Below are 24,114 nucleotides of genomic sequence, written 5' to 3' on the forward strand. Positions count from 1 at the left end.
CGCGCTGCCCGAGCTGCTTCAGTACTGCCGCGGAACGAGGCGTACACGGAGTGATGAGAGAATGGACGAATGACTGCTGCCTTGGAACACGTCCATGATCTCGCTTCATTTGTCGCTGCTTCACCCTCGTCGTTTCACGCGGTAGACGAAGTTGCTCGGCGTTTGAGAGCAGCTGGATTCAGCGAGTTGCGTGAGGCCGATGACTGGAACGGTTCGCGCACACGCAAGGCTGCAAAGTACTTTGTTATTCGTGATGGCGCGATCGCTGCGTGGGTTCAGCCAACGAAGGCGGTGGGCACGACACCGTTCCGCATCCTTGGGGCGCACACAGATTCACCGAGTTTCAAACTCAAGCCCAAGCCCACGACCGGCTCGGAAGGCGTTTTGCAGGCCGGTGTAGAAATCTACGGTGGCCCGCTCCTCAACTCTTGGCTCGACCGCGAACTCGAATTTGCTGGACGCGTAACGTTTAGTGATGGAAGCACGGAGCTTGTGCGCACCGGCCCGCTGCTGCGCTTCCCGCAATTGGCTATCCACTTAGATCGCGGCGTCAACGATAAGCTCACCCTCAAGCGTCAGGCCCACATGAATCCGATGTTCGGGCTTGGCGAGCGGGACGATGCTGATGTACTCGCTCACCTTGCCTCGATTCTCTCCTCGAAGACCACAGATCGGTCAGCCGACGAAATCGACGGATATGACATCGTCGTCGCCGACACTGCGGCTCCCGCAGTTTTCGGCCTCGATGACGCTTTGTTTGCTTCCGGTCGACTCGACAACCTCTCGTCGGTTCACGCGGGGCTCGTTGCGCTAATCGGCCTCGATACCAAACTCGACCACATTCCGCTCTTCGTTGCTTTCGATCACGAGGAAATTGGCTCAGCATCTCGTTCCGGAGCCGGCGGGCCGTTCCTCGCCGATCTCATCGCTCGAATCAGCGCCGGCCTCGGCGGCTCAGAAACTGACCGCATGCGTTCTGTCGCGGAATCGTGGTGCCTATCGTCGGATGCGGGGCACGCAGCGCATCCGAACTATCCAGAACGCCATGACCCCGCCAATCGACCTCGACTGGGCGGAGGACCACTCCTCAAAATCAATGCCAACCAGCGTTACGCGACCGATGGTCCCGGCGCGGCGGAGTGGGCTCGAGCCTGCCGTCAAGCCGGAGTCGACTACCAAGAGTTCGTGTCGAATAACGACATGCCTTGCGGTTCAACGATCGGCCCGATTACAGCAACACGTCTCGGTATCCGCACAATTGATGTCGGATTGCCGTTGCTTTCAATGCACTCAGCTCGTGAAATGTGTGGAGTGGCTGACCCGATCGCGCTTAGTCGTGCGATCGCCGCCTTCTTCGCCCCCGAGTAGATCGTTACGCTACAGAACCCTGCTTCGCAGCAGTTACTGTCGCCAGCAATTTCGCGCGACGACTGCGCGGGCTAAAACAGGGGAGCGATGCCGTCAGCAGCCGACGGCAAGCTGGCATCCGTTGCTGATGCGCCCGGGTATCCCGGGCCTACCGGGCACACGCTGCCTTGCTGAAATGCCTCGGCAGCTCCTCGAGCGCGCACATCTGCAGCTTCGTTGAGTGGGTGTCCTACGTGGCCCCGCACCCACTCAAATCGGTAGCGTCGCCCTGCGATGGCTTCGTCAATCTGCTTGATGAGTTCTACGTTCATGACAGGTTTTCCATCACCCTTACGCCAGCCTTTTTTCTTCCAGCCAGGCATCCACTTGGTAACTGAATTGATCACATACTGGCTGTCGCACAGGATGAGGAGATCGTCGTCGACATGAGCCGTTGCCCGAAAAAGTTGGAGCACCGCCATAAGCTCACCCTGATTATTGGTGGCGTGCTCCCAGCCCCCAGCTGCCCACGTGTTGTCGTCGACGTACCATGCCCATCCGGCCGGTCCGGGGTTACCGAGAGCAGAACCGTCAGCAGCAGCAGTTATCGTCATGACACCCTTTCGTGGAGTTCGCGAAGTCTGAAAAACTCGCACCCTCCGACTCTAGTAGCTGGTTGTCGGCAGTGATTGTGTGGCAATCGCATTGCGTGGCGCTGTTCGGTTTTAGGGTAGAGCTGTGCCCGATACCTCGACCATCATCCCTGCCCTGCAGATCATTGGATTGACGAAGCGATTTGGCGAGAAGGTGGCCGTCAATTCAGTCGATCTCACTGTTCCGCGCGGTTCATTCTTTGGCCTCGTTGGCCCCAATGGAGCCGGTAAGACTACGACGCTCTCCATGGCGACGGGTCTTCTTCGCCCAGATTCCGGCTCGGTTGCTGTTCATGGCCTTGATGTGTGGAGCAATCTCGTTGACGCTAAGAAAAAGATTGGCGTACTAAGCGACGGCGTGCGACTGTTCGATCGCCTCACGGGCCTGCAGCTTGTCACTTATGCGGGCCTACTCAGCGGAATGGAACGCTCCGTGGTTGCGGAGCGAGCCGCTGATCTGCTCGAGCTGTTCGATCTCGACGCGGTGAGCGGCACTCTCGTCGTCGACTACTCGGCCGGGATGACGAAGAAAGTTGCGCTAGCGTGCGCACTCATTCATGCGCCTGAACTTCTGGTGCTCGACGAGCCTTTTGAGTCAGTGGATCCGGTTTCTGGAGCCAACATTCGCGACATCTTGCACGGTTTCGTTGAGTCCGGCGGCACAGTCATCGTCTCTAGCCACGCCATGGATCTTGTGCAGAGAATGTGTGACCATGTCGCCGTTATTGCCGATGGTCGAGTGCTTGCATCCGGAACCACCGACGAAGTGCGCGGCTCGTCAACCCTCGAGGATCGTTTCGTCGAGTTGGTCGGCGGCCGCCGTCACGGGAGAGGGCCCGAATGGTTGCGCATCTCCTAAGACTGCGATTTCGACTTCTCGCCAATTCGCTGACGCGGAGTCCGTGGCAAGCGGTCGCCGTCGTCCTCGGAACCATGTACGGCTTTTTCATGCTGCTCCTCGCCGTCATCGGGCTGTTCTTTCTCAGCACAGCTCCCGAGGAGTTCGGCCGTACCGTCACGGTGCTCGGCGGGGCTGTTCTTGTGCTGGGTTGGACTTTCTTGCCACTGCTCAGTTCAGGTATCGACGAAACTGTCGATCCTGCGAAGTTGGCGACCTTCCCGATTCCCATCACTACGCTCCTTATTGCCCTCGCCGTGAGCGGTGTCCTCGGAATCCCCGGCATCATTACGACGCTCGCCGCTCTCGCCACCAGTCTTGTGTGGTGGCAGACACCTGCGATCGCAATCGTCGCCATCTTCTGCGCCGCAATAGGAACGCTCACGTGCGTTGTGGGATCTCGGATGCTCGCAGCGTTGACGGTGCGCATGTCTTCCGGTCGTAGAGCTCGTGAAGCGAAGACCGTTCTCGTACTCATTCCGCTCTTGTTGCTCGGCCCTGCAATCCTGGCAGTGTCGACATTATTCCGTGAACTGCGTTCGCTCCTTCCTTTCATTTCCGACATCGTCGCTTGGACTCCTTTTGGTGCTATCTGGGCTGTGCCGGGGGATCTCGCCACGGGACACCCTGGCGTTGCAGCGCTGCACGCGCTCGTGGGCATTGCCACGCTGCTTGCCGCCACTGGAATCTGGCGTTGGGCCTTAGACCGGGCGTTAGAACGGCCGGCAGCCTCCGTGAGCGCGGCACGCTCTCAACGCGGCTTAGGCTGGTTTGCCGTCTTTTCCGCCACTCCCACGGGCGCGGTAGCGGCGCGGTCTCTCACCTATTGGGCTCGGGACCCTCGCTACGCTCAGTCGCTCATCAGCGTTCCGCTGGTACCTGCGATTATCTTCTTCTACACCGGCGCGAGTGGGGATCTCAGCGGCCTACTCTTCGTCGGGCCGATCGTGGCGGTGTTGCTTGGCATGTCGATCTACACTGATGTTTCTTACGACAACACCGCCTTCAGCCTGCATCTTCAGACTGCCGTGAGCGGGCGAGCAGACCGCTGGGGCCGAGTGATCGCGGTGAGTACCTTCGCCGTACCCACGACCATCGTATTGACTGTGGCAAGCGTCTGGATCAGCGATAGCGGAGATCGTCTCGTAGGCATGTTGGGCATTTCGCTTGGGCTGCTCGTCACGGGGCTCGCACTGTCTTCGCTCGTCTCTGGGCGGTTCGCCTTCTCAGTTCCGGCTCCTGGTGAGAATCCGTTCAAAGCGCGTCCCGGCGGCGGTTTTACGCTGATGCTCTCCATGTTTGCATCATGGACGGCGCTGGCCGTTCTCGCTCTTCCGGAAATGGTCATCGCTATCGTCGGATTCGCCACATTCAATGAAGCACTCGGCTGGGTCTCGCTCGCCGTTGCACTCCTGCTCAGCAGCATCCTGCTCATCATCGGAGTGCGTGTCGGAGGAAGGATGCTCGACGATCGAGGCCCGGAGCTGCTCGTGCAGCTCCAGCGCCAGAGGTAGCGCGCAAGGGCGCGTAGAACGGCACTAAGCGCTAGCGCGAAAGCAGTCCTGCCCGCTCCGGATTCGCTTCGAACCACTCTGCGACGTACCAACACATCGGAAGAACTCTTAGCCCGGAACTCTTCTCAACATCGTCAACCGCGAACTTCACTATCTCGGCCGCGTAGCCTTTTCCGCGGTGTGCGGGCTGCGTGTAAGTGTGGTTGAACGAGATAGAAGATCCGTTGGTTCGGTAATCCACCACGGCTACAAGCGTGCCATCGAGATTCATGACGTAGCGGGCAGCATCTTTCTCGTGAACAAAGTCCTTAGCCATAACTGTCGGCCTTATGCGGGGAGGGCAGCTTCGATTGCACCGACGATGGCGGGATCATCCGGAACGACAGTCGGTCGAAAACGCTTAACGTCATCACCAGGAGTCACCAAGAATTTCTCGAAGTTCCACGCCACGCGGCCAGCTTTCCCTGCACTATCGGCAGTCTTTTTCAGTTCGGCGTAAAGCGGATGAGCGGACCGACCATTGAGCTTGACCTTTTCGAACATCGGGAAGGTGACACCCCACGTCGTCGAGCAGTATTCCTTGATGGCATCTTCAGAGCTCAACTCTTGCAAGAACTGGTTGCTCGGGAAGCCAAGCACAGTAAAGCCACGATCTCCGTACTTCTTCTGCAACTTCTCAAGCTGTTCGTACTGCGGTGCAAGACCGCAGCGCGATGCCACATTAACGATGAGCACGACTTTGTCTTGATAGTCGGCCAGAGTGGTCTCGTTGCCGTCGATGGTAGTAAGCGGGATGTCTCGAAGTGTGGTCACGAGATAAAACTACGCCCGCAGCCTGAACGACCGCCGACGACATCCCGAGACTTGCCAGCGAGGTTCGCTAAAGTGGGACTTTCGCCACTTCCGCTATTCGCGGTTCACCGAAAGTGAGTTCATGCCCGATAGTCCTCTGTCAGCGAGTGCCTACGAAGTGCTTGGTGTGCAGGCTTCGGCTAGTGAGAGTGAGCTTAAGCGTGCATTCCGCCGCGCCCTCCGCGAAACGCACCCGGACACAGGGGGAGATCCGGCGCGGTTCGCCGCCGTGCAAGACGCATGGGAGCGGGTGGGAACGCCAGAGAAGCGCCGCAGCTACGATGCGAGATCAGGCACCCATTCGCGGGGCTCGGCCTCGAGTTCTTCACCATTTTCGTCACGGCCCGCCTCGTCTTCGCGCGAAGATTCTCGCCCCCGCGCCCGCACTCATGGACACCCGGGCGGATGGCGCCGAGAACGTTTTCTCGACAGCATGCGCGAGTGGGTAGGCCGCGGCGTTTCGCTCGACGATCCCTACGACCCCGCCCTCGTGCGTAGTGCACCGAGAGAGATCCGACGCACTCTAGCGGATGCGTTGGCCGAAGAAGCAACCGCGCGCACCGTCAGTGAGCTCGGCATCGGCTACACCGTCTGGCACGACGTGTCGACCGGCGCGCCGGAGCGTAAAATCGATCACGTCGTTCTCGGCCCCACCGGCATCTTCGCCATGCTTTCTGAAGACTTTGGAGGCCAAGTGAAGGTTCGCCGTGGCGAACTCATCGGTCCCGCTGTGGCGCCGGAGAAACCCATGCATGAGTTGGCTGCTCGAGCGAAGACGCTGAGTCGCCAATTGAAAGTCAACTTCACGTGCTTCGTCATCATCGTCCCCGATAATGACCTTGCTGAACCGCAAATCTCCCTCGGAACAGTAAAGGGGCAGCCCGCCGTCGTAGTGCGCCAGAGCGTGCTTGCGCACTTACTCCGCACCGGGCCAGAGCTTGGCCGCGGGCGCGACATCGGCGGCAACGAACTCTTTGACGTGCGCACACGACTTTCGAGCGGCATCCGTTTCGTCGAGTAGTCCGACACACTTCCTCAGTTTGCCAACTAGTCACCTGTAGTTCATCACAACAAAGCGCCTCTGCCACGGCAGGGTTGATACCCGCAAGTAGGGTGAGCACGTGAACAGCAATGCTCGACTGGCACGAAGGCTAACGACCTTCGATGCCACCGTCATCGGGGTGGGTTCGATGGTCGGAGCCGGAGTGTTCGCAGCGTTCGCGCCCGCTGCTCATGCCGCCGGGTCAGGACTCATCATCGGGCTCGCTATCGCCGCAATAGTGGCCTGGTGCAACGCTTCGGCCAGCGCCCAACTAGCAGCCGCTTACCCGGTAGCAGGCGGCACCTACGTGTACGGTCGCGAGCGCTTAGGTGCTTGGTGGGGTTTCACCGCAGGCTGGTCGTTCATCGTCGGTAAAACTGCAAGTTGCGCTGCTATGGCTCTCGTCTGCGCAGCGTATGTTTCGCCGGCGGGTGGAGAGAAGCTCGTTGCAGTGCTCGCAGTGGTACTCGTCACAGGCATCAACCTCGGCGGAATAAGCCGCACTGCCAACGCGACCAAGGTGATTGTCACGATTGTTGTTGTTGTGCTTGTCGGGGTGGCTGTGGTCGCGCTCGGTGGAGTGTCAGGCTCAGCGGCTCAGTCATTCGTTGTTGATACCCCGGACGTGTACAGCGTCTTGCAATCGGCGGGCATCCTCTTTTTCGCCTTTGCTGGCTACGCTCGAATCGCAACGTTGGGGGAGGAGGTGCAGAATCCGCGTCGAGCCATTCCCCGTGCAATTATGGCTGCCCTTGGTATTTCCGCCGTTCTCTATTGCGCAATCGGAGTTGCCCTCCTCGCGGTGCTCGGCCCCGATAGGCTCGCGGCTTCTCGCGCTCCAGTCACAGAACTCCTCAGCCATGCAGGTTGGGGAGCCGCGTCCCCGGTTGTCGCTGTGACTGCGGCTCTGGCATCTTTAGGTGCGCTCCTTGCACTCACGGCTGGCATTGCTCGTACGACTCTGGCGATGGCACGCACGCGAGATCTTCCCCGCTGGTTTGATGCCATACATCCACGTTCTTTGGTTCCTCATCGCGCAGAACTCCTTGGAGCGAGCGTCGTCATCGCGGTCATCCTTATAGTCGACGTTCGCGGTGCGATCGCCTTTTCTTCGTTCGGGGTATTGCTCTATTACTTCATAGCCAACGTCGCGGCCTTCACGCAGCCTGCGGCACAGCGGCTCGTGAGCCGTGCAGCGAATATTCTCGGTGCAACTGCGTGCATTGTTCTCGCGGTCACACTTCCTCCGCTAGGGGTTGCCGCCGGAATAATCGTCGTGGCTGCCGGTATTCCTGTACGTTTGCTTTCTAATCGCCAGTCTCGGCCACTTTTCATCCCTAGTACGTAGGCTAGTTTTCTCTTAAGAAAGAGGGTTATCGGTTCGTGATTCGCGCAATTAGCTACAACCTCCGCAAGCATAAGGCTGCGACAGAGCTCGATGCTCTCTCGCAAACTCCCGACCTCGATGTTCTGTGCCTCCAAGAAGCGATCTCCACGCAGCTACCTCAAGAGATTGGCAATCTGCATCTCGCCGACTCGACTAAGAACAATCGTCTGGGACTCGCTGTGTACTACCGACGAGACCGCTATGAGCATGTCAGAAGCCAAGCGTTCGAACTCAAGAAGTCGTTGCATGATCGGGTTTTTGGCCCCACTACTGAGCGCCTCGTCGGCTCGCAACTCATTGATCGTGAGACCAGTCAGGAAATCGTCGTGGCTTCGTTCCACGCCGCACCTCTGACCGCGCTTAACTCACTCCGCCGCAATCAGATCAAGGCCGCGCATTCGCTGCTGAAGGATCTCGGCTCAGGATCACCCATTTTGATGCTCGGGGATTACAACTATCCTCTGTTCAAAGACGGCCTCACCCAGCGGATCAACAAGACCGGCTACGACCTGTCGCTGAGCGATCGCATCACGTACACCAACTACAAGTTCTTCCGTGGGCATTTCGACTTCGTGACCTCTCAAGGATTCACGATCGAGGGAGTTGAGACTATGCCGCGCGGTTCATCAGATCATCTGCCGATTCTGGTGACAGCGTCTTACGGCACGACCAACACTCACCAATCCACCATCTCGCCTTCGGGCGCCGTCTCCCGCTAACGCAGTGAAGGCTACGCTCAGCGTTACTCCGGCGCGGTGAGCGTTGTCTAGCCTTCGCCGCCTAAATTGCCGGCAAGACGCTCGTGCATGTACTGGCTTGCCTCATTGAGCCCGATGAGCACCACTCGCTTCTCTAGTCGCTCGTACTTCGTAGTGATCGCATCGAGAGCCGCGACCGTGGAGGCATCCCAAATGTGAGAGTTCGACATGTCGATAATCACGCGCTCCGGGTCATCCGTGTACTCGAACTGCGTGGTGAGGTCGTTGCTCGAGGCAAAGAACAGTTCGCCGTTGACACGGTAATACGCGGTAGGAACGGCCTCGTCTTCAGGGAGCGTGCGCTCCACGGTGGCGAAGTGCGCCACTCGACGCGCAAAGGCAACCATCGCAACGACGACACCCACCAGCACGCCAATTGCGAGGTTATGGGTTGCAACCACGACGACAACAGTTGCCACCATGACGGTCGTCTCGCTCTTCGGCATGCGCTTGAGCGTTGACCAACGGACACTATGCCAGTTGAACGTCGACACCGACACAATGATCATGACGGCAACGAGTGCTGCCATGGGGATAATCGCGACGACGTCTCCTAAGACAACGACGAGGATGAGCAAGAAGACTCCAGCAAGGAACGTCGAGATTCGAGTGCGAGCTCCCGATGCTTTCACGTTGATCATGGTCTGGCCGATCATTGCGCAGCCGCCCATGCCGCCGAACAGGCCGGAAAGCACGTTCGCTACGCCTTGGCCCCACGCCTCCCGAGTCTTGCGCGAGTGAGTGTCGGTAATGTCATCCACCAGTTTTGCAGTGAGGAGTGACTCAAGAAGGCCTACTAGCGCCATGGCGATCGCGAACGGGCCAATAATCTGCAGGGTTTCCAGCGTCAGAGGCACGTTGGGGATGAAAAGCTCGGGGAGGCTCCGGGGGAGTTCACCCTGGTCGCCAACAGTAGGCACGGCTATAGCCATCGTTACGGTGGCTGCCGTGAGGAGCACAATCGCAACCAGCGGCGCCGGAATTACCTTCGTGAGGCGCGGCATGAGGACCATGATGACCAGGCCGACCGCCACTAGGGGGTAGACCATCCATGGGACGTCGATGAGGTGGGGCAATTGAGCCATGAAGATCAGAATTGCCAACGAGTTGACGAATCCCAGCATCACGCTACGGGGAATGAAGCGCATGAGTTTTGCGACACCGAGCACGCCCATGAGCACTTGAAGGAGCCCGCCCAGGATCACTGTGGCGATGAAATAGTCCATGCCATATTCCCGGGCGACGGGCGCGATGACCAGCGCAATAGCTCCCGTGGCTGCTGTAATCATCGCGGGGCGTCCGCCGAGGAAGGCGATTGACACTGCCATGACGAACGACGAGAAAAGTCCAACTCTCGGGTCGACTCCGGCGATGATCGAGAACGAGATGGCCTCGGGGATCAACGCCAGAGCGACTACGAGCCCCGCGAGTACCTCACGAGTGAGGATGCGGGGAGTGCGGAGTGCAGTAAGTACGGAAGGGTCCGCACGATACCGATCGGACCGATTTGCTTGAGTAATAGCGATGAGATTCTCCTACAGAAGGAGCCACGAAGATGCGCGACCAACGATGTGATGTGAGCCGAGCGTGTGGTTATCGCTGCACGGCTAAAACGTCAGCAACTTTGCCGACTACGAGTCGGCTGCTGGCCGACTAGACAAGGGCGGTTGGCGAAACATGCGCGCAAACCTTTTCCCACGATAGCCGATCACGCAGATTCATGGAGGAATCTCAGGTGCTGAGATGCTGAGAGAGGGTCTCTTTCAGAACTGTCGTAGGGCGACCGATAAGCGTGCTCAGGTCACCAGTCACGGTCCCCAAGAAACCAGCACGAATGCCAGCGTCCAAGCCAACGACGAAACCAATAGCATCCGCCGGGAGTCCCGCAGCGCTCAATGCTTCAGCGTGCGCTTCAGAGGAGACATTGCTGACGACCACAGGCTTGGCGAGAAGCTCCTCGAGGTCTTGTGCGAAGTCATCCGCACTCCAGGCGATATCGCCGGAGAGTTCGTAGGTCGTATTGTCGTGGCCCTCAGTGCTCGCCACAACGGCAATTGCCTCGGCGTAGTCAGTGCGCGCAGCGCTTGCGACTCGCCCCTCTGCCGTGCTCGTGAGATAGACGCCGCTCTGCGCGACCTGGCCAAGCGTAGAGACGTAGTTCTCGTTGTACCAATTGTTCCTCAGGATCGTAAAAGTGATTCCCGAGTCGACAAGGAGCTTTTCCGTTGCCTTGTGGTCAGGCGCAAGCAGCAGTTCCGATGTATCAGCAAACGGAGCGCTCGTGTAGATAATGTGCGTGACTCCTGCACGTCCAGCTGCAGCAATCACATTGCTGTGCTGCGCTACCCTCTCACCAATCGCGCTACCGGAGACGAGCACGAGCGTGCTGACTCCGACAAGCGCGGCATCGAGGCTTTCGGCGTCACCATAGTCGGCAACGGCGGTGCCGACACCGCGTTCAGCAAACGCCGCGAGCTTGCTAGCGTCTCGGCCCGCAGCAATAATCTCAGACGGCTTTACATCGCGGGCGAGAAGATGGTTGATGGCCAGTGCGCCAAGGTTTCCAGTTGCGCCAGTAATGAGAATGGTCATGAGATTTCCGTCCTTTCGTGCATGCAGTGTCGCGTGCTTAGGAAAGTGAACCGCACCCCGTCTTCTAACATTCCAGAAAACCCATACCCACTTTTAGGTAAGCTTCAACTATGAATGAAGTGTTGTGGGATGTCTTCGGTTCGGGTGCGACAACAGGTAGAACCCTCGCGAATCCATTTAGCGAGAAATGCGCGAGTCGGAATTTGCTCGACCACATCACAAGTAAATGGGGGATCCTCATCCTTGTCGCGCTCTCCGAGAGAACCTTCCGCTGGGGTGAACTGCGAGATCACATCGGAGGTATTAGCGAGAAGATGCTTGCTCAAACTCTGAGGACCTTAGAGTCAGACGGTCTGATTGTGCGGAACTCGCACGGCACGGTTCCACCGCGCGTCGACTACTCGCTATCGATGGCAGGAAACGAGCTCTCCGAACTTCTCATTCCCTTGGCGCGTTGGACAGCGGATTATGCATCAGCTCCTACAACAGATAATTAGCCGACCAACCACCTGGGTGACCCGAGTCGCTAAAAGAGCCTGGTGCGATTGAATATCCCTGCGAAGAGCGCATGCCCCAGGGGGAGTGCAGAACCGACGATTAGCACCAAGCCGAGAGCCGGGTCAGTAGCACGCAACAAGATTCCGCCGATAAGTAGCGCGGTAAACAACACAGACGAAAGCACCCGGCGCACGAGCTGCTCAATCACCCGAAGTCGTTTGTCAGCATTCGGCGTTTCGACCGCAAGTTGCCCGCGCTGCATGAGCGTCGCAACACTTTCCAATTGTTGCGGCAGCCGAAGAATAAGCCCGGCGGAAGAGAGCGCCTGTTTGGCAAACTCTCGCACAGTTCCGCCGCCTTCGTCACGCGCCAGTCGCGCCGCGAAAGGCTCGATCGCGGTCCACACGTTGTAGCGAGAATTGAGATCGCTCGCGACTCCTGAAGTGACGGAGACGGCACGGATAATGAGCAAGAAGTTTTCAGGAAGTTGAAACGGCATCGTTCGCACGACATCGCTGAATTCATTACCGAAGGCACGGAATTCTTGCGGGTCAACCTTCTGCAGTTCGGCAAAGCCCATGCCGCCAAAACGATCGAACAATTCTCCCATGGCACGTTCAAGTGGGGCAGTTTCTGCCGTTTTAAGCAGGATCCCCATATCCCGAACGCTCGCCACGAGCCCTGGGGCATCTCGCGCAGCAGCAGCAATAATGAGCCGCTGCAGGCCCCTGCTGAGGTTCTCCGGAACTTCGCCCATCATTCCGAAATCGATAAACGTTAAGGTCCAGTCCGCCGAAGACTCATCGGCGCGCGCTGGGTCGGCCGGCGTGACAAAGATATTTCCGGGGTGGGGATCGGCATGGAAAAAGCGGTGGATGAAGAGCTGCTCAAACATTGCGCGAGATAGTTCGTCAGCGACTTCGGCCGGATTAATTCCAGCAGCTTCGAGACGCGCATGATCATTGATCTTGATCGCGGTTGCATCGGTGAGGGTCAGGATGCGGCGAGTAGAACGCTCCCACACCACCTCGGGCGCGTGAACACGAGGATCTTGCGCGAAATTTTCGGCGAACCGTTCGGCGTTGCTTCCCTCGCTCAGATAGTCGATCTCCCGAAGGCTAATGATCGCGAATTCTTCGAGCAACGCAGGAAGATCAACGCGTCGCGAGATGAAGCGCACTCGGCTGAGCCAGGCAGCAACCCGGCGAAGCGCAGCGAGATCGACGTCGATGATCTCCCCGATTCCGGGGCGTTGTACCTTGACAACCACGTGGGCGAATCCGAGATCTGCAGCATCCACAGGGGTGAGGCGAGCACGGTGCACTTGGCCAAAGGATGCCGCAGCCACCGGTGTCGGGTCGAAGAACTCGAACGCACGCTCGAGCGGTATCCCGAGCTCTCGCTCGGTGCTTTCTTGGATGAGCGCGAAGTCGACCGCTGGCACTTCATCTTGAAGGCCTTCAAGTTCACGCGTGATTTCGCCGGGAAGCACGTCAAGGCGGGAGGACATGAACTGCCCGACCTTGATCATGAGTCCGCCGAGGTCTACTGCCAGGTCGTGAAAGTTGCGCGCGATATGGGCGGCACGCTCAAGCCGGCGTCGAGCAGCAATTCTTTCGAGCCCGAAGCGCGGCAGCACAAGCTCGAACCACCACTCGAGAACCATGTACCGGGCAGCGAAGCGCAGAATCCGCCGATAGCGGGCACGCAGCTGTCTGGTGTCGGTCATCAATTCTCCTTACGCCGATGGTTCGGCGTATCCGATCAGTCTTGGGCGAGGATTGCGTAAAGCTTACGTCGCGCATCATCGACGACACTGATGGCTTCGTCGATCTGTTCGGGAGTACCTGTCCGCATAATTGGCACAACTGCTTCAGCGAGCTTCGCCGCAGAACGGGGGAGCGCTGTGGGGCGAGTCGAGTCATGCGTGTCTGCATCTTTCCACGGAGCAGGCCTGCTCGACTGGGCCTCGGTGTGCCCTTTTTCCGTGAGCGTGTAGGTCTTCTTGCCTTCGGCCTCATGGGCCTCAATCAAGCCTTCGTCGGCGAGCAATTGCAGAGTCGGGTACACCGAACCGGGGCTCGGCTTCCACGCGCCGTTACTGCGCTTATCGATCTCACGAATGATCTGATATCCGTGCATCGATTCCTCGGCCAAGAGGGAGAGGATGGCGACGCGCACGTCTCCACGCCCCATGCGTGGTGCCACTCGGCGCTCGAACTCGGAGCGCACGTTATCGAGTGCGTCCCACAGTCCTTTGCCCGCAGAATCGAAGGCGTCCGCGAATGAGCGGTGCGAGTTGTGGCCGCTGGTTCCGAATGAGTTATTCATGCTGGTCGTCCCGTCGGTGGATGCAGGGCACGATTGCCCCGCCGATACTCAACGATACATCGCTAACTTTGAGCGTCGCCAACATCCAGCTAACTAGCAGCAGGCGAAACGCTGCGCAGCGAGACTTAAGGACGAGCGCGATTTCGTTAAACAAGTAAAGGCCGACAACCAGATAGATCTGATTGTCGGCCTTTACTTTCTGTTCCGATTCGGTGTCCGAATCGTTCGCTGTGCGCGAAGGGGGACTTGAACCCCCACGCCCTTACGGGCACTAGCACCTCAAGCTAGCGCGTCTACCAATTCCGCCATCCGCGCGCATCTGCGGCGCTACAAGAGCACCGCCGAGATAAGACAATAGCACCCTTTTTGAGCACTAAATGACACTTCACCGCCACGACCGTCGCACGGTCGGTTCGAGTCTGCCGTGGCGTGCAGATTTTTGCGGGGGAGACGGCTAGCGTGGCTTTATGACTTCTGAGCCAGAACTCGAGCGCACTGCCCGCATTGCGCAAGATCTCATCCGTTTTGATACTTCCAACTATGGGGAGGGTCGATCCAACGGCGAGACAGTTGCTGCCGAGTACTTAGGTGCGCTACTGGAAGATATGGGTCTCACCACCCAGTATTTTGATGCTGCCGAGGGTCGGACGACCGTCATTGCGAAGGTCGAAGGAAGTTACGACACGGCATCGTCCGCACCGCACGCGAAAGAGCGCCCCGCGCTGATTCTGCATGGCCACACTGATGTGGTTCCCGCGGATCCCCAGAACTGGTCTGTCGATCCATTCGGGGGAGTGATCCAAGACGGACTGCTGTGGGGCCGTGGTGCCGTTGACATGAAGAATATGGATGCGATGATCATCACCGCACTCGGCGACATCCTGGGAGCCGGTAAGCGCCCTGCCCGCGACCTCACCATCGCTTTTTTCGCGGATGAAGAAAACGGCGGCGAATACGGCTCACACTTCATGGTCAAGAAGCACCCCGAAGTTTTTGCCGGTGCCACCGAAGCGATCAGTGAAGTTGGTGGTTATTCAGTCGACCTTCAAGGTCAGCGGGCTTACTTGCTCCAGACAGGTGAGAAAGCGCTCATGTGGATCAAGCTCACGGCCCGCGGGATGGCCGCTCATGGTTCGCGCGTCATCCACGACAACGCGGTCACAAAACTCGCTGAAGCGATTGCGATCATCGGCCGCCAAGACTGGCCTGTCCGCCTGACGGACACCACGACTCTGCTCATCTCTGAGCTCTCGCGCATCCTTGACATCGATCCCGAGGAAGTCGGGCCAGACCAGCTCATTCTCGCGACCGGCACGGCCTCCGGCTTCTTGCAGGCCACGTTGCGCACCACCAGCAACCCCACTCTGCTGAACGCAGGCTACAAGCACAATGTGATCCCCGACGTCGCTGAAGCTCTCGTCGACATCCGAACACTTCCCGGTGAAGAGGATGAAGTACTTGCTCAAGTGCGAGCACTGTTGCCTGATGAGATCGAGATTGAGATGATGCACCGCGACATCGGCCTCGAGACGAGTTTCGACGGGCCCTTGGTCGACGCAATGGTCAATAGTCTCGGTGTCTTTGACCCCGGAGCACCCGTGCTGCCTTACTTGATGTCGGGCGGCACCGATAACAAAGCCTTGAAGCTCCTTGACATCACCGGGTATGGCTTCGCCCCCTTGCAGTTGCCTCCCGAGATCGACTTTCCGGGGATGTTTCATGGCGTTGATGAACGAGTGCCCCTTGACGCACTAGTCTTTGGCAGGCAGGTCTTGGGAGACCTGCTTCTCAAGTACTAGTTTTCATCTAATCGGGAGCGCTCCATGGGTTTTATCGAGGCCATTATTTTGGGGCTTGTTCAGGGCCTCACCGAGTTTCTTCCGATCTCGTCGAGCGCGCATTTGCGCATCATGGGCGAGTTTTTGCCATCAGCGAGCGACCCCGGCGCGACATTCACGGCGATCACTCAGTTGGGTACCGAACTCGCGGTCATCCTCTATTTCCGCAAAGACATTGCCAGAATCCTGACTCGTTGGTTTCAACAGTTCCGTGGCGCACACGGCGCTCACGGCGAGGTAGTCGATAAGAATCATCCGGATGTTCGGCTCGGGTGGCTCGTCATTCTTGGCACGATCCCCATTGTGCTGGTGGGCTATTTCGCGCAGGAGTACATTCGTTCAACATTCCGCTCGCTTTGGCTGGTTGCAACGGTGTTGATTGTGTTTGGAATCATCTTGGGTATCGCTGACTATCTGGGAAAACGTACGCGATCAATCGAAGAGATGAGCTACGGCCACGGCATAACGATCGGTCTCGCCCAGATGCTGGCTCTTGTGCCAGGTGTCTCGCGGTCAGGTTCCACAATGACGGCAGGACTCGCCCTCGGCTATACGCGCCCTGCTGCGGCACGATTCGGATTTCTCTTGGCCATTCCCGCGGTCTTCGGTAGCGGTCTTTACGAGCTCGTGCACAGCTTTGGCGAGCCAAACCAGGTGTTCACCTATGCCGAAACTGCGGTGGCGACAGTCATCGCGTTCGTTGTCGGATATGTCGTAATCGCCGCTCTCATGCGATACATCGAAAAGCGGTCGTTCTTGCCTTTCGTTATTTATCGCGTAGTGCTGGGCGTTGTGCTCTTCGTTCTGTTGTCAACGAACGTGATCCAGCCGCTCTAGCCCCGATGAGACCTGGCAGATCTCGCCAACCCAGAACTAGTCCTTGCCCCGCCACGGCTCATCACCGGCGGCACCCTGATCAGGCTTGTCGTCTCCGCGGCGAAGGTACTTCTCGAATTCTTGAGCTATCGCTTCCCCGCTAGCTTCGGGGGAGTCGACAGTGTCTCGCGCTCTTTCGAGCTGCTCAATATAGGAAGACATGTCGTCGTCTTCGCCAGCGAGGGCGTCGATACCGTTCTCCCAGTCGGCGGCGTCGGTCACGAGCTCTCCACGGGGGATCACAACATCCACGATTTCTTCGAGCTTGTCGATAAGAGCAAGAGTCGCTTTCGGCGAGGGCGCGTTGTGCACATAGTGCGGAACGGATGCCCAAATCGACATGGTCGTGATGCCGCTGGCTTCGGCGGCCTGCCCCAGTACAGACAAAATACCCACAGGTCCTTCGTAGGTACTCCGCTCGATACCAAGAGCCGAACGCACACCTGCGTTCTCACTCGACGTGAATACTGAAATCGGTCGCGTGTGCGGCACATCCGCGAGCATCGCGCCTAAGAAGACAATCGAGGTAATTCCGTTGTCAACGACGGTTTCGAGGATGTCGCGAGCAAATGCTTTCCACGACCTCGACGGTTCGGTGCCCAACAAAAGATAGATGTTCGACTGATTGCTCGCGCTGAGCTGCAGTTCGGCATCCGCAGCGATGCTCTCTGGACGGCTCGCGTTCGGGCGTGCCGGCCCGTACATCGTCACGGAAGGCCACGTCAGGGAGCGGTTGCCGTCGTCGTCGTGGGACAGAACGGGCCGGTTGAACTGGTAGTCGAAGTATTCTTCGGGGTCGACTTCGGAGATGGGATAAACGTCGAGTTGCTCTTTCAGCGATCGCACTGCACCGCTGGCGGCTTCTCCGGCGTCGTTCCACCCCTCGAAGGCGACGACGAGGAGTCGTCCGTTCGCAAATGGGGTGTCAGTCACAGGTCTCCTTGGGGTGCGTGCCACGAATGTCGCTTAGTCAAGGATAGAACTACGATGGTGCGTTGTGACTCACTCCACTCCAGCGGCCGTCCTGTGGGACATGGACGGCACGCTCATTGACTCAGAACCGTATTGGATTTCCGCGGAAGTAAAGGTTGTCGAATCCTTCGGCGGCGAGTGGACTCATGACGATGCCATGTCGTGTGTTGGAAACGGCCTGTTGGAGTCTGCGCGCGTAATGCAGTCCAAGGGCGTCGCACTCGATGCGCAGGTCATCGTCGATCACCTCACAGACAGCGTGATGGCTCAGCTCAAAGAGTCCGGAATCCCGTGGCGCCCAGGTGCGCGCGAACTGCTCACTGAATTGCGCGAGGCAGGAATCCCTACCGCGCTAGTGACAATGTCTGTCGGCAGGATGGCTAAACACGTTGTCGAAAACCTCGGTTTTCACGGATTCGATGCCGTGATTTCCGGCGACGATGTGGAACACGCCAAGCCCCACCCACAGCCCTATCATTTGGGAGCCGCCGCGCTCGGCGTCGAGGTCACTGATTGCGTCGCCATTGAGGACTCGCCTCCGGGTGCGTCGTCCGCTCATGCGGCAGGCGCGACCGTCATCGGTGTGCCCTTCATGGTTGACATCCCCGAGCATAAGACCCATGCCCTGTGGCAAACACTCGATGGTAAAACTCTTGACCATCTCTCCGAACTTCACGCAAAGGTGACCACGCGATGAGCGACGTATTCCGACGACAGAGCGGTCCTTTTCGTGAGGGCGACCGCGTACAACTCACCGGCCCCAAGGGGCGGCTCAACACCGTCACCCTTGAAGTGGGGGGAGCGTTCCACACCCACCGCGGCGTGCTCAGCCACGATCTGATCATCGGGCAACCCGATGCCAGCGTCGTCACAAGCACCAATGACATCGAGTATCTGGCGATGCGCCCCTTGCTCACCGATTTTGTGATGTCGATGCCACGCGGTGCTGCGATTATTTATCCCAAAGACGCCGCGCAGATCATCGGACAGGCGGACATCTTCCCGGGCGCGCACGTCGTCGAGGCTGGAGTAGGTTCCGGTGCGTTGTCGCTCTGGTTGCTTCGGGCGATCGGCTCAAGCGGCACGCTGAGCTCCTTCGAACGCCGCGAAGAATTCTCCGAGATCGCGCAGTCGAACGTTCAGGCCTTCCTTGGCGCGAAGCCCGACAATTGGACAGTAACAGTCGGAGATCTTCAAGAGCAGCTGCCGGCATCCGTCGAAGCAGGTTCTGTTGATCGGGTCGTTCTCGACATGCTCGCACCGTGGGAGTGCATTGAAGAGTGCGCCGAGGCTCTCACGCCCGGTGGAGTCTTACTCTGTTACATTGCGACCGTCACTCAGCTGTCGCGTGTCGCGGAAGCTATTCGTTCAACGGGACTGTTTACCGAGCCTGATTCAAGCGAGACTATGGTGCGCGGATGGCACGTTGAGGGTCTCGCCGTTCGCCCCGCCCACCGCATGGTCGCTCATACCGGTTTCTTGATGACTGCGCGCCGGCTGGCTCCAGAGTCAGTCCTTCCCGAGTTGAAGCGCCGTGCCTCCAAGTCTGATTTCAAGGACGAGGATGTGGAGGCGTGGACCCCTGGAGCCCTCGGGGACCGAAATTCCAGCGCCAAGCGCCTGCGCAAAACGGCGCGCGAAGCGAAAAGAGCGGCTGATGCCGCCGCGTCTGACCGGTAGAGTGTTGGCGATGTCTGTGTCGATGAAAAGAGTGTTTGTGCGCAAGCTTGCAGTAGTGGCCGTCAGTGCCGGAGTTGTTGTTTCGTTGGCCGGATGTGCCAATGGGCCGTTGAACTTTGCCGGCTGCACTCCCGTGTATTCCTCTGGTTCCAACACCGAACTAGTGACGACACCAGGTGCTCTCAGCGCAGACCCCGAAGCGGAATTCCCAACTCCTCTTATCGCTTCTGATGTCGAGAGCACGATCACGGTCGAAGGCGATGGCGAGAAGGTTAATGCCGGCGATGTAGCGACACTTCAGATCACGATCTATGACGCTGCGACAGGTCAGCAACTCATCTCTACCGGGCACGACAGCGCGGGTCTCCGCGTCCCCGTGACCGACCGCGAGCCGCACTTTGGTGACATTGCTGAGTGCGCCACCGTGGGGTCCCGCATTGTCACGGTCGGCAACGCCGGGGATATTTTGGGAGCGGACAACATCGCTCAGAACCAGTTGACCCTCGCCGAAGACGACGCGATCGTCATGGTCAGCGACGTCGAATCGCGCTATCCCGGCAAGGCGAACGGTGTCAGCAAGCCTGCTCCCGCAGGAACGCCCGCTATCGTCTTAGCCCCCAATGGGCAGCCCGGTTTCAGCTTCCCCTCCGGAGACGCTCCTACGGAACTTCAATTTGCCGCGCTGAAGGTGGGCTCGGGCGAGAAGATCTCTTCGGGCGATGCAGGCATCATGCACGTCAGCGGAATCGAATGGGGTGCCGACCAGACGTTTACCAATAGCTGGCAGGATTCGGGCGTTCCCGGAACCTTCCTCGTGGAGAGCACCGAAACGTCTGACGGCGGCTTGCCGCCCGGGCTAGCCGAGGCCCTGATCGGCCAGACAGTCGGCTCTCAAGTTCTCGTCGTGCTGCCGCCGGATGTTGGCTTCGCCCCAGGCACAGAGCCAACAGGTGTCACGAGCGGGTCGACTCTAGTCTTCGTGTTCGACATCCTCGGAATTCAAGAGCAGTAACCGCTAACTACGACACGGCCGGGTGTCAGAGACAAAAGGATTTGACTCGTGCCAGCACCGAAAGTTCCCAACGAAGAACGGCTCTTCAGCCTCGTTTTGGCGTTACTCTCCACTGAAAACGGACTCACCAAGAGCGAGATTCTGTCGACAGTGCAGGGGTATCGCCAACGATTCGTTCATTCAGGGGACAATGCGAACCTTGAGCGACAGTTTGAGCGCGATAAAGACGACATCCGCGAACTCGGTGTGCCGTTGGAAACCATCGAGCCACCAGAGCAGGCCGGCAACAACCAGAACCTTCGCTATCGCATCCCGCGGGTAGATTACGAACTTCCCGAGGACATCGCGTTCTCCGCCGAAGAATCGACTCTTCTCGGTTTGGCGGCGATGGTGTGGCGTGAGGGTTCCCTCTCAGAGGGTTCGCGTCGCGCGATCGTCAAGTTGCGCTCACTCGGCATCGAGACCGCAGAGCCCGTTCTGAGCTACGCGCCTCAAGTGCGAGTCCGTGACGAGTCGTTCGAACCTCTGCGGGAAGCAATGGATCGTCGCGTGCTCGTGAACTTCGAGTACTTGAAGCCAGGGGAGCAGATGTCAACAACTCGCCTCGTGGCCCCGTTGGCGCTCGTGCAACATCAGGGACGCTGGCACCTGTACGCGAAGAATCCCGCGACGGACACCTTCAAGACGTTCTTGCTACGTCGCATCGTCAGCAGCATCCAACGAAGTAAAAAAACTTTTGATTACCCGACCGACGATGCTGCGGCGAAAGCCCTCGCGGGGCTTGAGGAAGTGTGGCAGTCGAACCTCGCGCACTTGCGCGTCGAGCCAGGAACCGACGCTGCGACGCGTCTTGGCAAGCGTCGGGGAGCAATAATGCACCCCGATTGCGAACTCGAAGTGAATTTCACCGATCTCAACATCTTTGCTGATGAACTCGCGAGCTTTGGTCCCGAAGTGATCGCGATCTCTCCACCCGCGCTTCGCTCCGCTGTAATCGAGCGTCTGACGAGAACGGTGGCTGACCATGGCTAACAAGATTCCGCCGCTACGCGCGCAAGACAAGCTGGTCTTCCTGCTCGCACTCGTGCCGTATTTGATGGACCGCGATCGTGTCAGCGTTGCTGAAGCCGCGAAGCACTTTGGTGTTCCTGAACAGCAGATTCGTGATGCCGTTCGTTTGATCGCCGTGTCGGGAATCCCGGGGGAGACGGCCACATATCAAGCTGGCGACCTCTTCGATATCGCTTGGGATGACTTCGAAGACAATGACCAGATCGTATTGACCCACCTTGTCGCAATCGACGATTCGCCACGTTTCTCAGCTCGTGAGGCATCCGCGCTGATCGCCGGACTTCAGTATCTGTCAAGCCTGCCCGAACACGCCGATCGTCAGGCTATCGCCACGTTGACGTCCAAGCTTTCTCGAGGTGCTTCTGCGGCCCCCACCGCTGTGGCGGTAGAATCGAGTGCACTCGACGAAACCCTTGCACTCATCCGCGAGTCGGTCGCTGCCGGCACCCAGATCGAGTTTGACTACCGAAATTCACGAGGTGAGTCGGAGCGCCGCCGCATTGACCCTCTCCGTGTCGAGTCTGTAGATGCTGACTGGTATGTCCGCGGCTGGTGCCACTCCCGCGAAGACGTTCGCACCTTCCGTCTCGACCGCATTTCCCAGCCGTCGATGACTTCGGAGGCCATTACGCACACTGCCGGCGACGTGAACCTCCCCGAAACGCTCTTCGATACGTCGGATGAGGACATTGAGGTAAGCATTGAAGTGCTCCCGAGCGCGATAGGGCTGCTGGGGGACTATGTCTCCGATGACGCGGTGCTCGTTCCGGCGGGTAAACACATACGCACGACAGTTCGGGTGCCGCACTTCCACGGACTCAAGAGGCTGATCGCAGGACTCCCCGGAGTCGTTACTGTGGTTTCACCGCCTGAGGCTCGCGACGCAGTCGCGCGCTGGGCGCAGGCTGGAGCGTCACAATACGAGGAAGAGCAGTAGGTATCATTGTGATTGCATGGTGGGGTTGGCTGCTTATCTGGGTGAGCCTTGTGCTTGCCCTTCTCGTCATGCTCGCAGTAATCGCGTGGGTGCTCTTCCGCAAAGCGATGGTCGTCATGAACGATCTGTCGGATGTCGTCGACAAGACTTCGATCCTTGACGTGGAGTCAGAGAAGCTCTCGAAGCCTCAGATTGCGATCCTTACTCAGATGGCGGAGGTTCGTGATCGCCATGACGCCCAAAGGCAACGACGCCTCGACCTCAGGGATGCTCGACGAGAACGCCGTCTCGAACGTGGCAGAACCATCACGAAGCGGGATGCATCTCAATCGCAGTGGCCAGAGGGCTGGTCTTAAGTGGGCTGGATTTTTGCGATCGGGTTGATTCTGATCGCGCTGCTGTGGTTCGCGACATGGCTTCGACGGCGAGCCATCCGTGCTTTGCTGCTGACATCCGGAGCGCAAACCTCAGGTGCGAGCAGTATGTATCGCCGTGGTCGTGGCACGCCGCGCATAGCGGTGAGCTACACCGACGACACGGGTGCAGAGCGCGTCATCGTCAAGGCTCTCGTGAGCGCAGGAGATGCCCAGTTGCTCGAGAAGCCCGCTGTCGTTCTGTACCACCCCAAGTATCTCGGGCGTTCCGACTACGTGTTGCTCGGTTTTGGAAAGCAGCCCCACCGCTGGTTTCAGGGAGAGTTTGTGCGGGTTTCCAAGCCTCAGTCTCGACCCTCAAGGTGAGAGTAATCTCGCCGAACCTAGGTATGATTGGCCCACGCAGCCTCGATCTTTAAGGAAGTTCTTCATGTTCGGAAACGCTCTCAGCGGTTGGCACCTCGTCATTCTCCTGGTCGTCATCCTTTTGCTCTTCGGTGCACCGAAACTTCCTGGACTCGCGCGTAGCTTGGGCCAGTCAATGCGAATTTTCCGCAGTGAGGTTAAGACGATGAAAGACGAGAACAGTTCTGACTCGTCTGGCGACAACTCCACGGATTCGAGCAACGACTCTTCGCCTAAGTCCTAACTCTCGTGGCGGTACGTGCCGAGAGGTGGCGGTCTAAGGGCGACGAACGCATGTCCCTGGGCGCCCACCTCGTAGAGCTCAAAAAGCGGTTGTTCATTGCTGCGATCGCGATCCTCGTTACGGCGATTGCGGGCTTCATCTTTGCCGATTTCTTCATTGACGCGCTGCGTGCGCCAATTACGAATATCGCAGAATCATCGGGGCGAGGCGCAGCTCTCAATTACGATGCAGTGACGCAAGCATTCGATATTCGGATGCAGATCGCATTCACAGTGGCGATTGTCGCGGCAAGCCCTGTCTGGCTTTATCAAGTGTGGGCATTTCTTGTTCCCGGCTTGGTGCGCAAAGAGAAGCAGTACGCGGTTGGATTCCTGGCCACCGCTATCCCGCTGTTCTTAGCTGGCTGCGCGGCTGGCTGGTACGTGATGCCTAACATCGTCACGCTCATGCTGGGGTTTGCGGGAGAGCAAGATCTCTCCAACTTGAACGCGAAGTACTACTACGACTTCATCGTGAAGTTGCTGCTCGCCGTTGGCATTGCTTTCGTTTTGCCGGTGTTCATCGTACTTCTCAACTTTGTCGGAGTGCTGTCGGCGAAAGCGATCCTCAAAGGCTGGCGAATCGCGATTCTTACTATTTGCGTTTTCACTGCTATCGCCACCCCCGCAGCCGACGTCATCTCGATGTTCTTGTTGGCGATCCCCATGATCATTCTTTATTTCATCGCCGCTTTGATCGCGTGGATCCACGATCGTCGCGCTGCGAAAAAAGCAGCGACTATCGATACCGAGTTGCGCACCGAGGCCGAGCCTTTCAGCGCTTAGGCTGTAAGC

General features: G+C 58.5%; 26 protein-coding genes and 1 tRNA gene. 18 read left to right on the forward strand and 9 right to left on the reverse strand.

Annotated elements, in window-relative coordinates:
• The first annotated feature begins 69 nt into the window (after positions 1-69).
• Positions 70-1,368 (forward strand): M18 family aminopeptidase, encoded by a 1,299-nt coding sequence (locus tag AACZ26_RS08180; RefSeq protein ID WP_339620556.1) that lies wholly within the window; start codon positions 70-72, stop codon positions 1,366-1,368.
• Between the two features lie 71 nt (positions 1,369-1,439).
• Here the strand turns inward: AACZ26_RS08180 and AACZ26_RS08185 are convergent, their stop codons facing one another.
• A complete protein-coding gene (locus tag AACZ26_RS08185) occupies positions 1,440-1,961 on the reverse strand; it encodes an RNase H family protein (protein ID WP_339620557.1) in 522 nt (173 codons plus the stop codon).
• A gap of 124 nt (positions 1,962-2,085) precedes the next feature.
• Between AACZ26_RS08185 and AACZ26_RS08190 the strand changes: the two genes are divergently transcribed.
• Together AACZ26_RS08190 and AACZ26_RS08195 are read left to right on the forward strand one after the other, a co-directional pair.
• Positions 2,086-2,859, forward strand: a complete 774-nt coding sequence (locus AACZ26_RS08190; protein ID WP_339620558.1) for an ABC transporter ATP-binding protein — start codon at positions 2,086-2,088, stop codon at positions 2,857-2,859.
• Entirely contained in the window at positions 2,841-4,412 is a 1,572-nt protein-coding gene (locus AACZ26_RS08195) for a transporter (RefSeq protein ID WP_339620560.1), read from the forward strand. Before AACZ26_RS08190 ends, AACZ26_RS08195 begins: the two co-directional genes overlap by 19 nt.
• A 31-nt stretch (positions 4,413-4,443) precedes the next feature.
• On the opposite strand, the gene AACZ26_RS08200 is transcribed toward AACZ26_RS08195, so the two are convergent.
• Positions 4,444-4,728 carry a GNAT family N-acetyltransferase gene (locus AACZ26_RS08200; RefSeq protein ID WP_339620561.1) on the reverse strand — a complete coding sequence of 95 codons (285 nt, stop codon included), beginning with the start codon at positions 4,726-4,728 and terminating at the stop codon, positions 4,444-4,446.
• Between the two features lie 11 nt (positions 4,729-4,739).
• Positions 4,740-5,225, reverse strand: a complete 486-nt coding sequence (locus AACZ26_RS08205) for a glutathione peroxidase (RefSeq protein WP_339620562.1) — start codon at positions 5,223-5,225, stop codon at positions 4,740-4,742.
• Between the two features lie 121 nt (positions 5,226-5,346).
• On the opposite strand from AACZ26_RS08205, the gene AACZ26_RS08210 reads away from it, so the two are divergent.
• From AACZ26_RS08210 to AACZ26_RS08220, 3 genes are all read left to right on the forward strand, one after another.
• A complete protein-coding gene (locus AACZ26_RS08210; protein ID WP_339620564.1) occupies positions 5,347-6,285 on the forward strand; it encodes a DnaJ domain-containing protein in 939 nt (312 codons plus the stop codon).
• Positions 6,286-6,385: 100 nt separating this feature from the next.
• The gene (locus AACZ26_RS08215; RefSeq protein ID WP_339620565.1) at positions 6,386-7,654 is read left to right on the forward strand and encodes an APC family permease; all 1,269 of its coding nucleotides are present in this window, start codon (positions 6,386-6,388) and stop codon (positions 7,652-7,654) included.
• Between the two features lie 38 nt (positions 7,655-7,692).
• The gene (locus AACZ26_RS08220; RefSeq protein WP_339620658.1) at positions 7,693-8,412 is read left to right on the forward strand and encodes an endonuclease/exonuclease/phosphatase family protein; all 720 of its coding nucleotides are present in this window, start codon (positions 7,693-7,695) and stop codon (positions 8,410-8,412) included.
• 47 nt (positions 8,413-8,459) lie between these two features.
• Here AACZ26_RS08220 and AACZ26_RS08225 read toward each other — a convergent pair whose 3' ends face one another.
• Both AACZ26_RS08225 and AACZ26_RS08230 read right to left on the reverse strand, forming a co-directional pair.
• Positions 8,460-9,977 (reverse strand): SulP family inorganic anion transporter, encoded by a 1,518-nt coding sequence (locus AACZ26_RS08225; RefSeq protein ID WP_339620659.1) that lies wholly within the window; start codon positions 9,975-9,977, stop codon positions 8,460-8,462.
• A 205-nt stretch (positions 9,978-10,182) separates the two neighbouring features.
• A complete protein-coding gene (locus AACZ26_RS08230; RefSeq protein ID WP_339620566.1) occupies positions 10,183-11,043 on the reverse strand; it encodes an SDR family oxidoreductase in 861 nt (286 codons plus the stop codon).
• A 110-nt stretch (positions 11,044-11,153) separates the two neighbouring features.
• Here AACZ26_RS08230 and AACZ26_RS08235 point away from each other — a divergent pair, with 110 nt between their 5' ends.
• A complete protein-coding gene (locus AACZ26_RS08235; RefSeq protein ID WP_339620568.1) occupies positions 11,154-11,540 on the forward strand; it encodes a helix-turn-helix domain-containing protein in 387 nt (128 codons plus the stop codon).
• Between the two features lie 29 nt (positions 11,541-11,569).
• Here the strand turns inward: AACZ26_RS08235 and AACZ26_RS08240 are convergent, their stop codons facing one another.
• The 3 genes from AACZ26_RS08240 to AACZ26_RS08250 form a co-directional block, all read right to left on the reverse strand.
• Positions 11,570-13,270 carry an AarF/UbiB family protein gene (locus tag AACZ26_RS08240; protein ID WP_339620570.1) on the reverse strand — a complete coding sequence of 567 codons (1,701 nt, stop codon included), beginning with the start codon at positions 13,268-13,270 and terminating at the stop codon, positions 11,570-11,572.
• A gap of 35 nt (positions 13,271-13,305) precedes the next feature.
• Positions 13,306-13,872: a PadR family transcriptional regulator gene (locus tag AACZ26_RS08245; protein WP_339620571.1), complete on the reverse strand. Its 567-nt coding sequence runs from the start codon at positions 13,870-13,872 to the stop codon at positions 13,306-13,308.
• A 231-nt stretch (positions 13,873-14,103) separates the two neighbouring features.
• A tRNA-Leu gene (locus tag AACZ26_RS08250) sits at positions 14,104-14,187 on the reverse strand.
• Positions 14,188-14,339: 152 nt separating this feature from the next.
• Here AACZ26_RS08250 and AACZ26_RS08255 point away from each other — a divergent pair.
• Positions 14,340-15,671 (forward strand): M20/M25/M40 family metallo-hydrolase, encoded by a 1,332-nt coding sequence (locus AACZ26_RS08255; protein WP_339620572.1) that lies wholly within the window; start codon positions 14,340-14,342, stop codon positions 15,669-15,671.
• A gap of 24 nt (positions 15,672-15,695) precedes the next feature.
• A complete protein-coding gene (locus AACZ26_RS08260; RefSeq protein WP_339620574.1) occupies positions 15,696-16,547 on the forward strand; it encodes an undecaprenyl-diphosphate phosphatase in 852 nt (283 codons plus the stop codon).
• 36 nt (positions 16,548-16,583) lie between these two features.
• Here AACZ26_RS08260 and AACZ26_RS08265 read toward each other — a convergent pair whose 3' ends face one another.
• Positions 16,584-17,519, reverse strand: coding sequence for a PAC2 family protein (locus tag AACZ26_RS08265; RefSeq protein ID WP_339620576.1), 936 nt, complete (start codon positions 17,517-17,519; stop codon positions 16,584-16,586).
• A gap of 64 nt (positions 17,520-17,583) precedes the next feature.
• On the opposite strand from AACZ26_RS08265, the gene AACZ26_RS08270 reads away from it, so the two are divergent.
• The 9 genes from AACZ26_RS08270 to tatC all read left to right on the forward strand — a co-directional run bounded on the left by AACZ26_RS08270 (position 17,584) and on the right by tatC (position 24,105).
• Positions 17,584-18,255, forward strand: coding sequence for an HAD family phosphatase (locus tag AACZ26_RS08270; protein ID WP_339620577.1), 672 nt, complete (start codon positions 17,584-17,586; stop codon positions 18,253-18,255).
• The gene (locus AACZ26_RS08275) at positions 18,252-19,238 is read left to right on the forward strand and encodes a tRNA (adenine-N1)-methyltransferase (RefSeq protein WP_339620578.1); all 987 of its coding nucleotides are present in this window, start codon (positions 18,252-18,254) and stop codon (positions 19,236-19,238) included. Before AACZ26_RS08270 ends, AACZ26_RS08275 begins: the two co-directional genes overlap by 4 nt.
• Before the next feature lie 10 nt (positions 19,239-19,248).
• Complete coding sequence (locus AACZ26_RS08280; protein WP_339620579.1) at positions 19,249-20,250, forward strand: peptidylprolyl isomerase; 1,002 nt, start codon at positions 19,249-19,251, stop codon at positions 20,248-20,250.
• Between the two features lie 48 nt (positions 20,251-20,298).
• A complete protein-coding gene (locus AACZ26_RS08285) occupies positions 20,299-21,282 on the forward strand; it encodes a WYL domain-containing protein (RefSeq protein WP_339620581.1) in 984 nt (327 codons plus the stop codon).
• Positions 21,275-22,258: a WYL domain-containing protein gene (locus AACZ26_RS08290; RefSeq protein ID WP_339620583.1), complete on the forward strand. Its 984-nt coding sequence runs from the start codon at positions 21,275-21,277 to the stop codon at positions 22,256-22,258. Before AACZ26_RS08285 ends, AACZ26_RS08290 begins: the two co-directional genes overlap by 8 nt.
• A gap of 8 nt (positions 22,259-22,266) precedes the next feature.
• On the forward strand, positions 22,267-22,614 hold the full coding sequence (locus tag AACZ26_RS08295) for a hypothetical protein (protein WP_339620585.1): 348 nt from the start codon (positions 22,267-22,269) through the stop codon (positions 22,612-22,614).
• Positions 22,615-22,998: a hypothetical protein gene (locus tag AACZ26_RS08300; RefSeq protein ID WP_339620587.1), complete on the forward strand. Its 384-nt coding sequence runs from the start codon at positions 22,615-22,617 to the stop codon at positions 22,996-22,998.
• Between the two features lie 64 nt (positions 22,999-23,062).
• Complete coding sequence (gene tatA, locus AACZ26_RS08305; protein WP_339620588.1) at positions 23,063-23,281, forward strand: Sec-independent protein translocase subunit TatA; 219 nt, start codon at positions 23,063-23,065, stop codon at positions 23,279-23,281.
• A 50-nt stretch (positions 23,282-23,331) separates the two neighbouring features.
• Positions 23,332-24,105: a twin-arginine translocase subunit TatC gene (tatC, locus tag AACZ26_RS08310; protein ID WP_339620590.1), complete on the forward strand. Its 774-nt coding sequence runs from the start codon at positions 23,332-23,334 to the stop codon at positions 24,103-24,105.
• The last annotated feature ends 9 nt before the right edge of the window (positions 24,106-24,114 follow it).

The organism is uncultured Salinibacterium sp. (assembly GCF_963974405.1).
Lineage (GTDB): Bacteria > Actinomycetota > Actinomycetes > Actinomycetales > Microbacteriaceae > Rhodoglobus.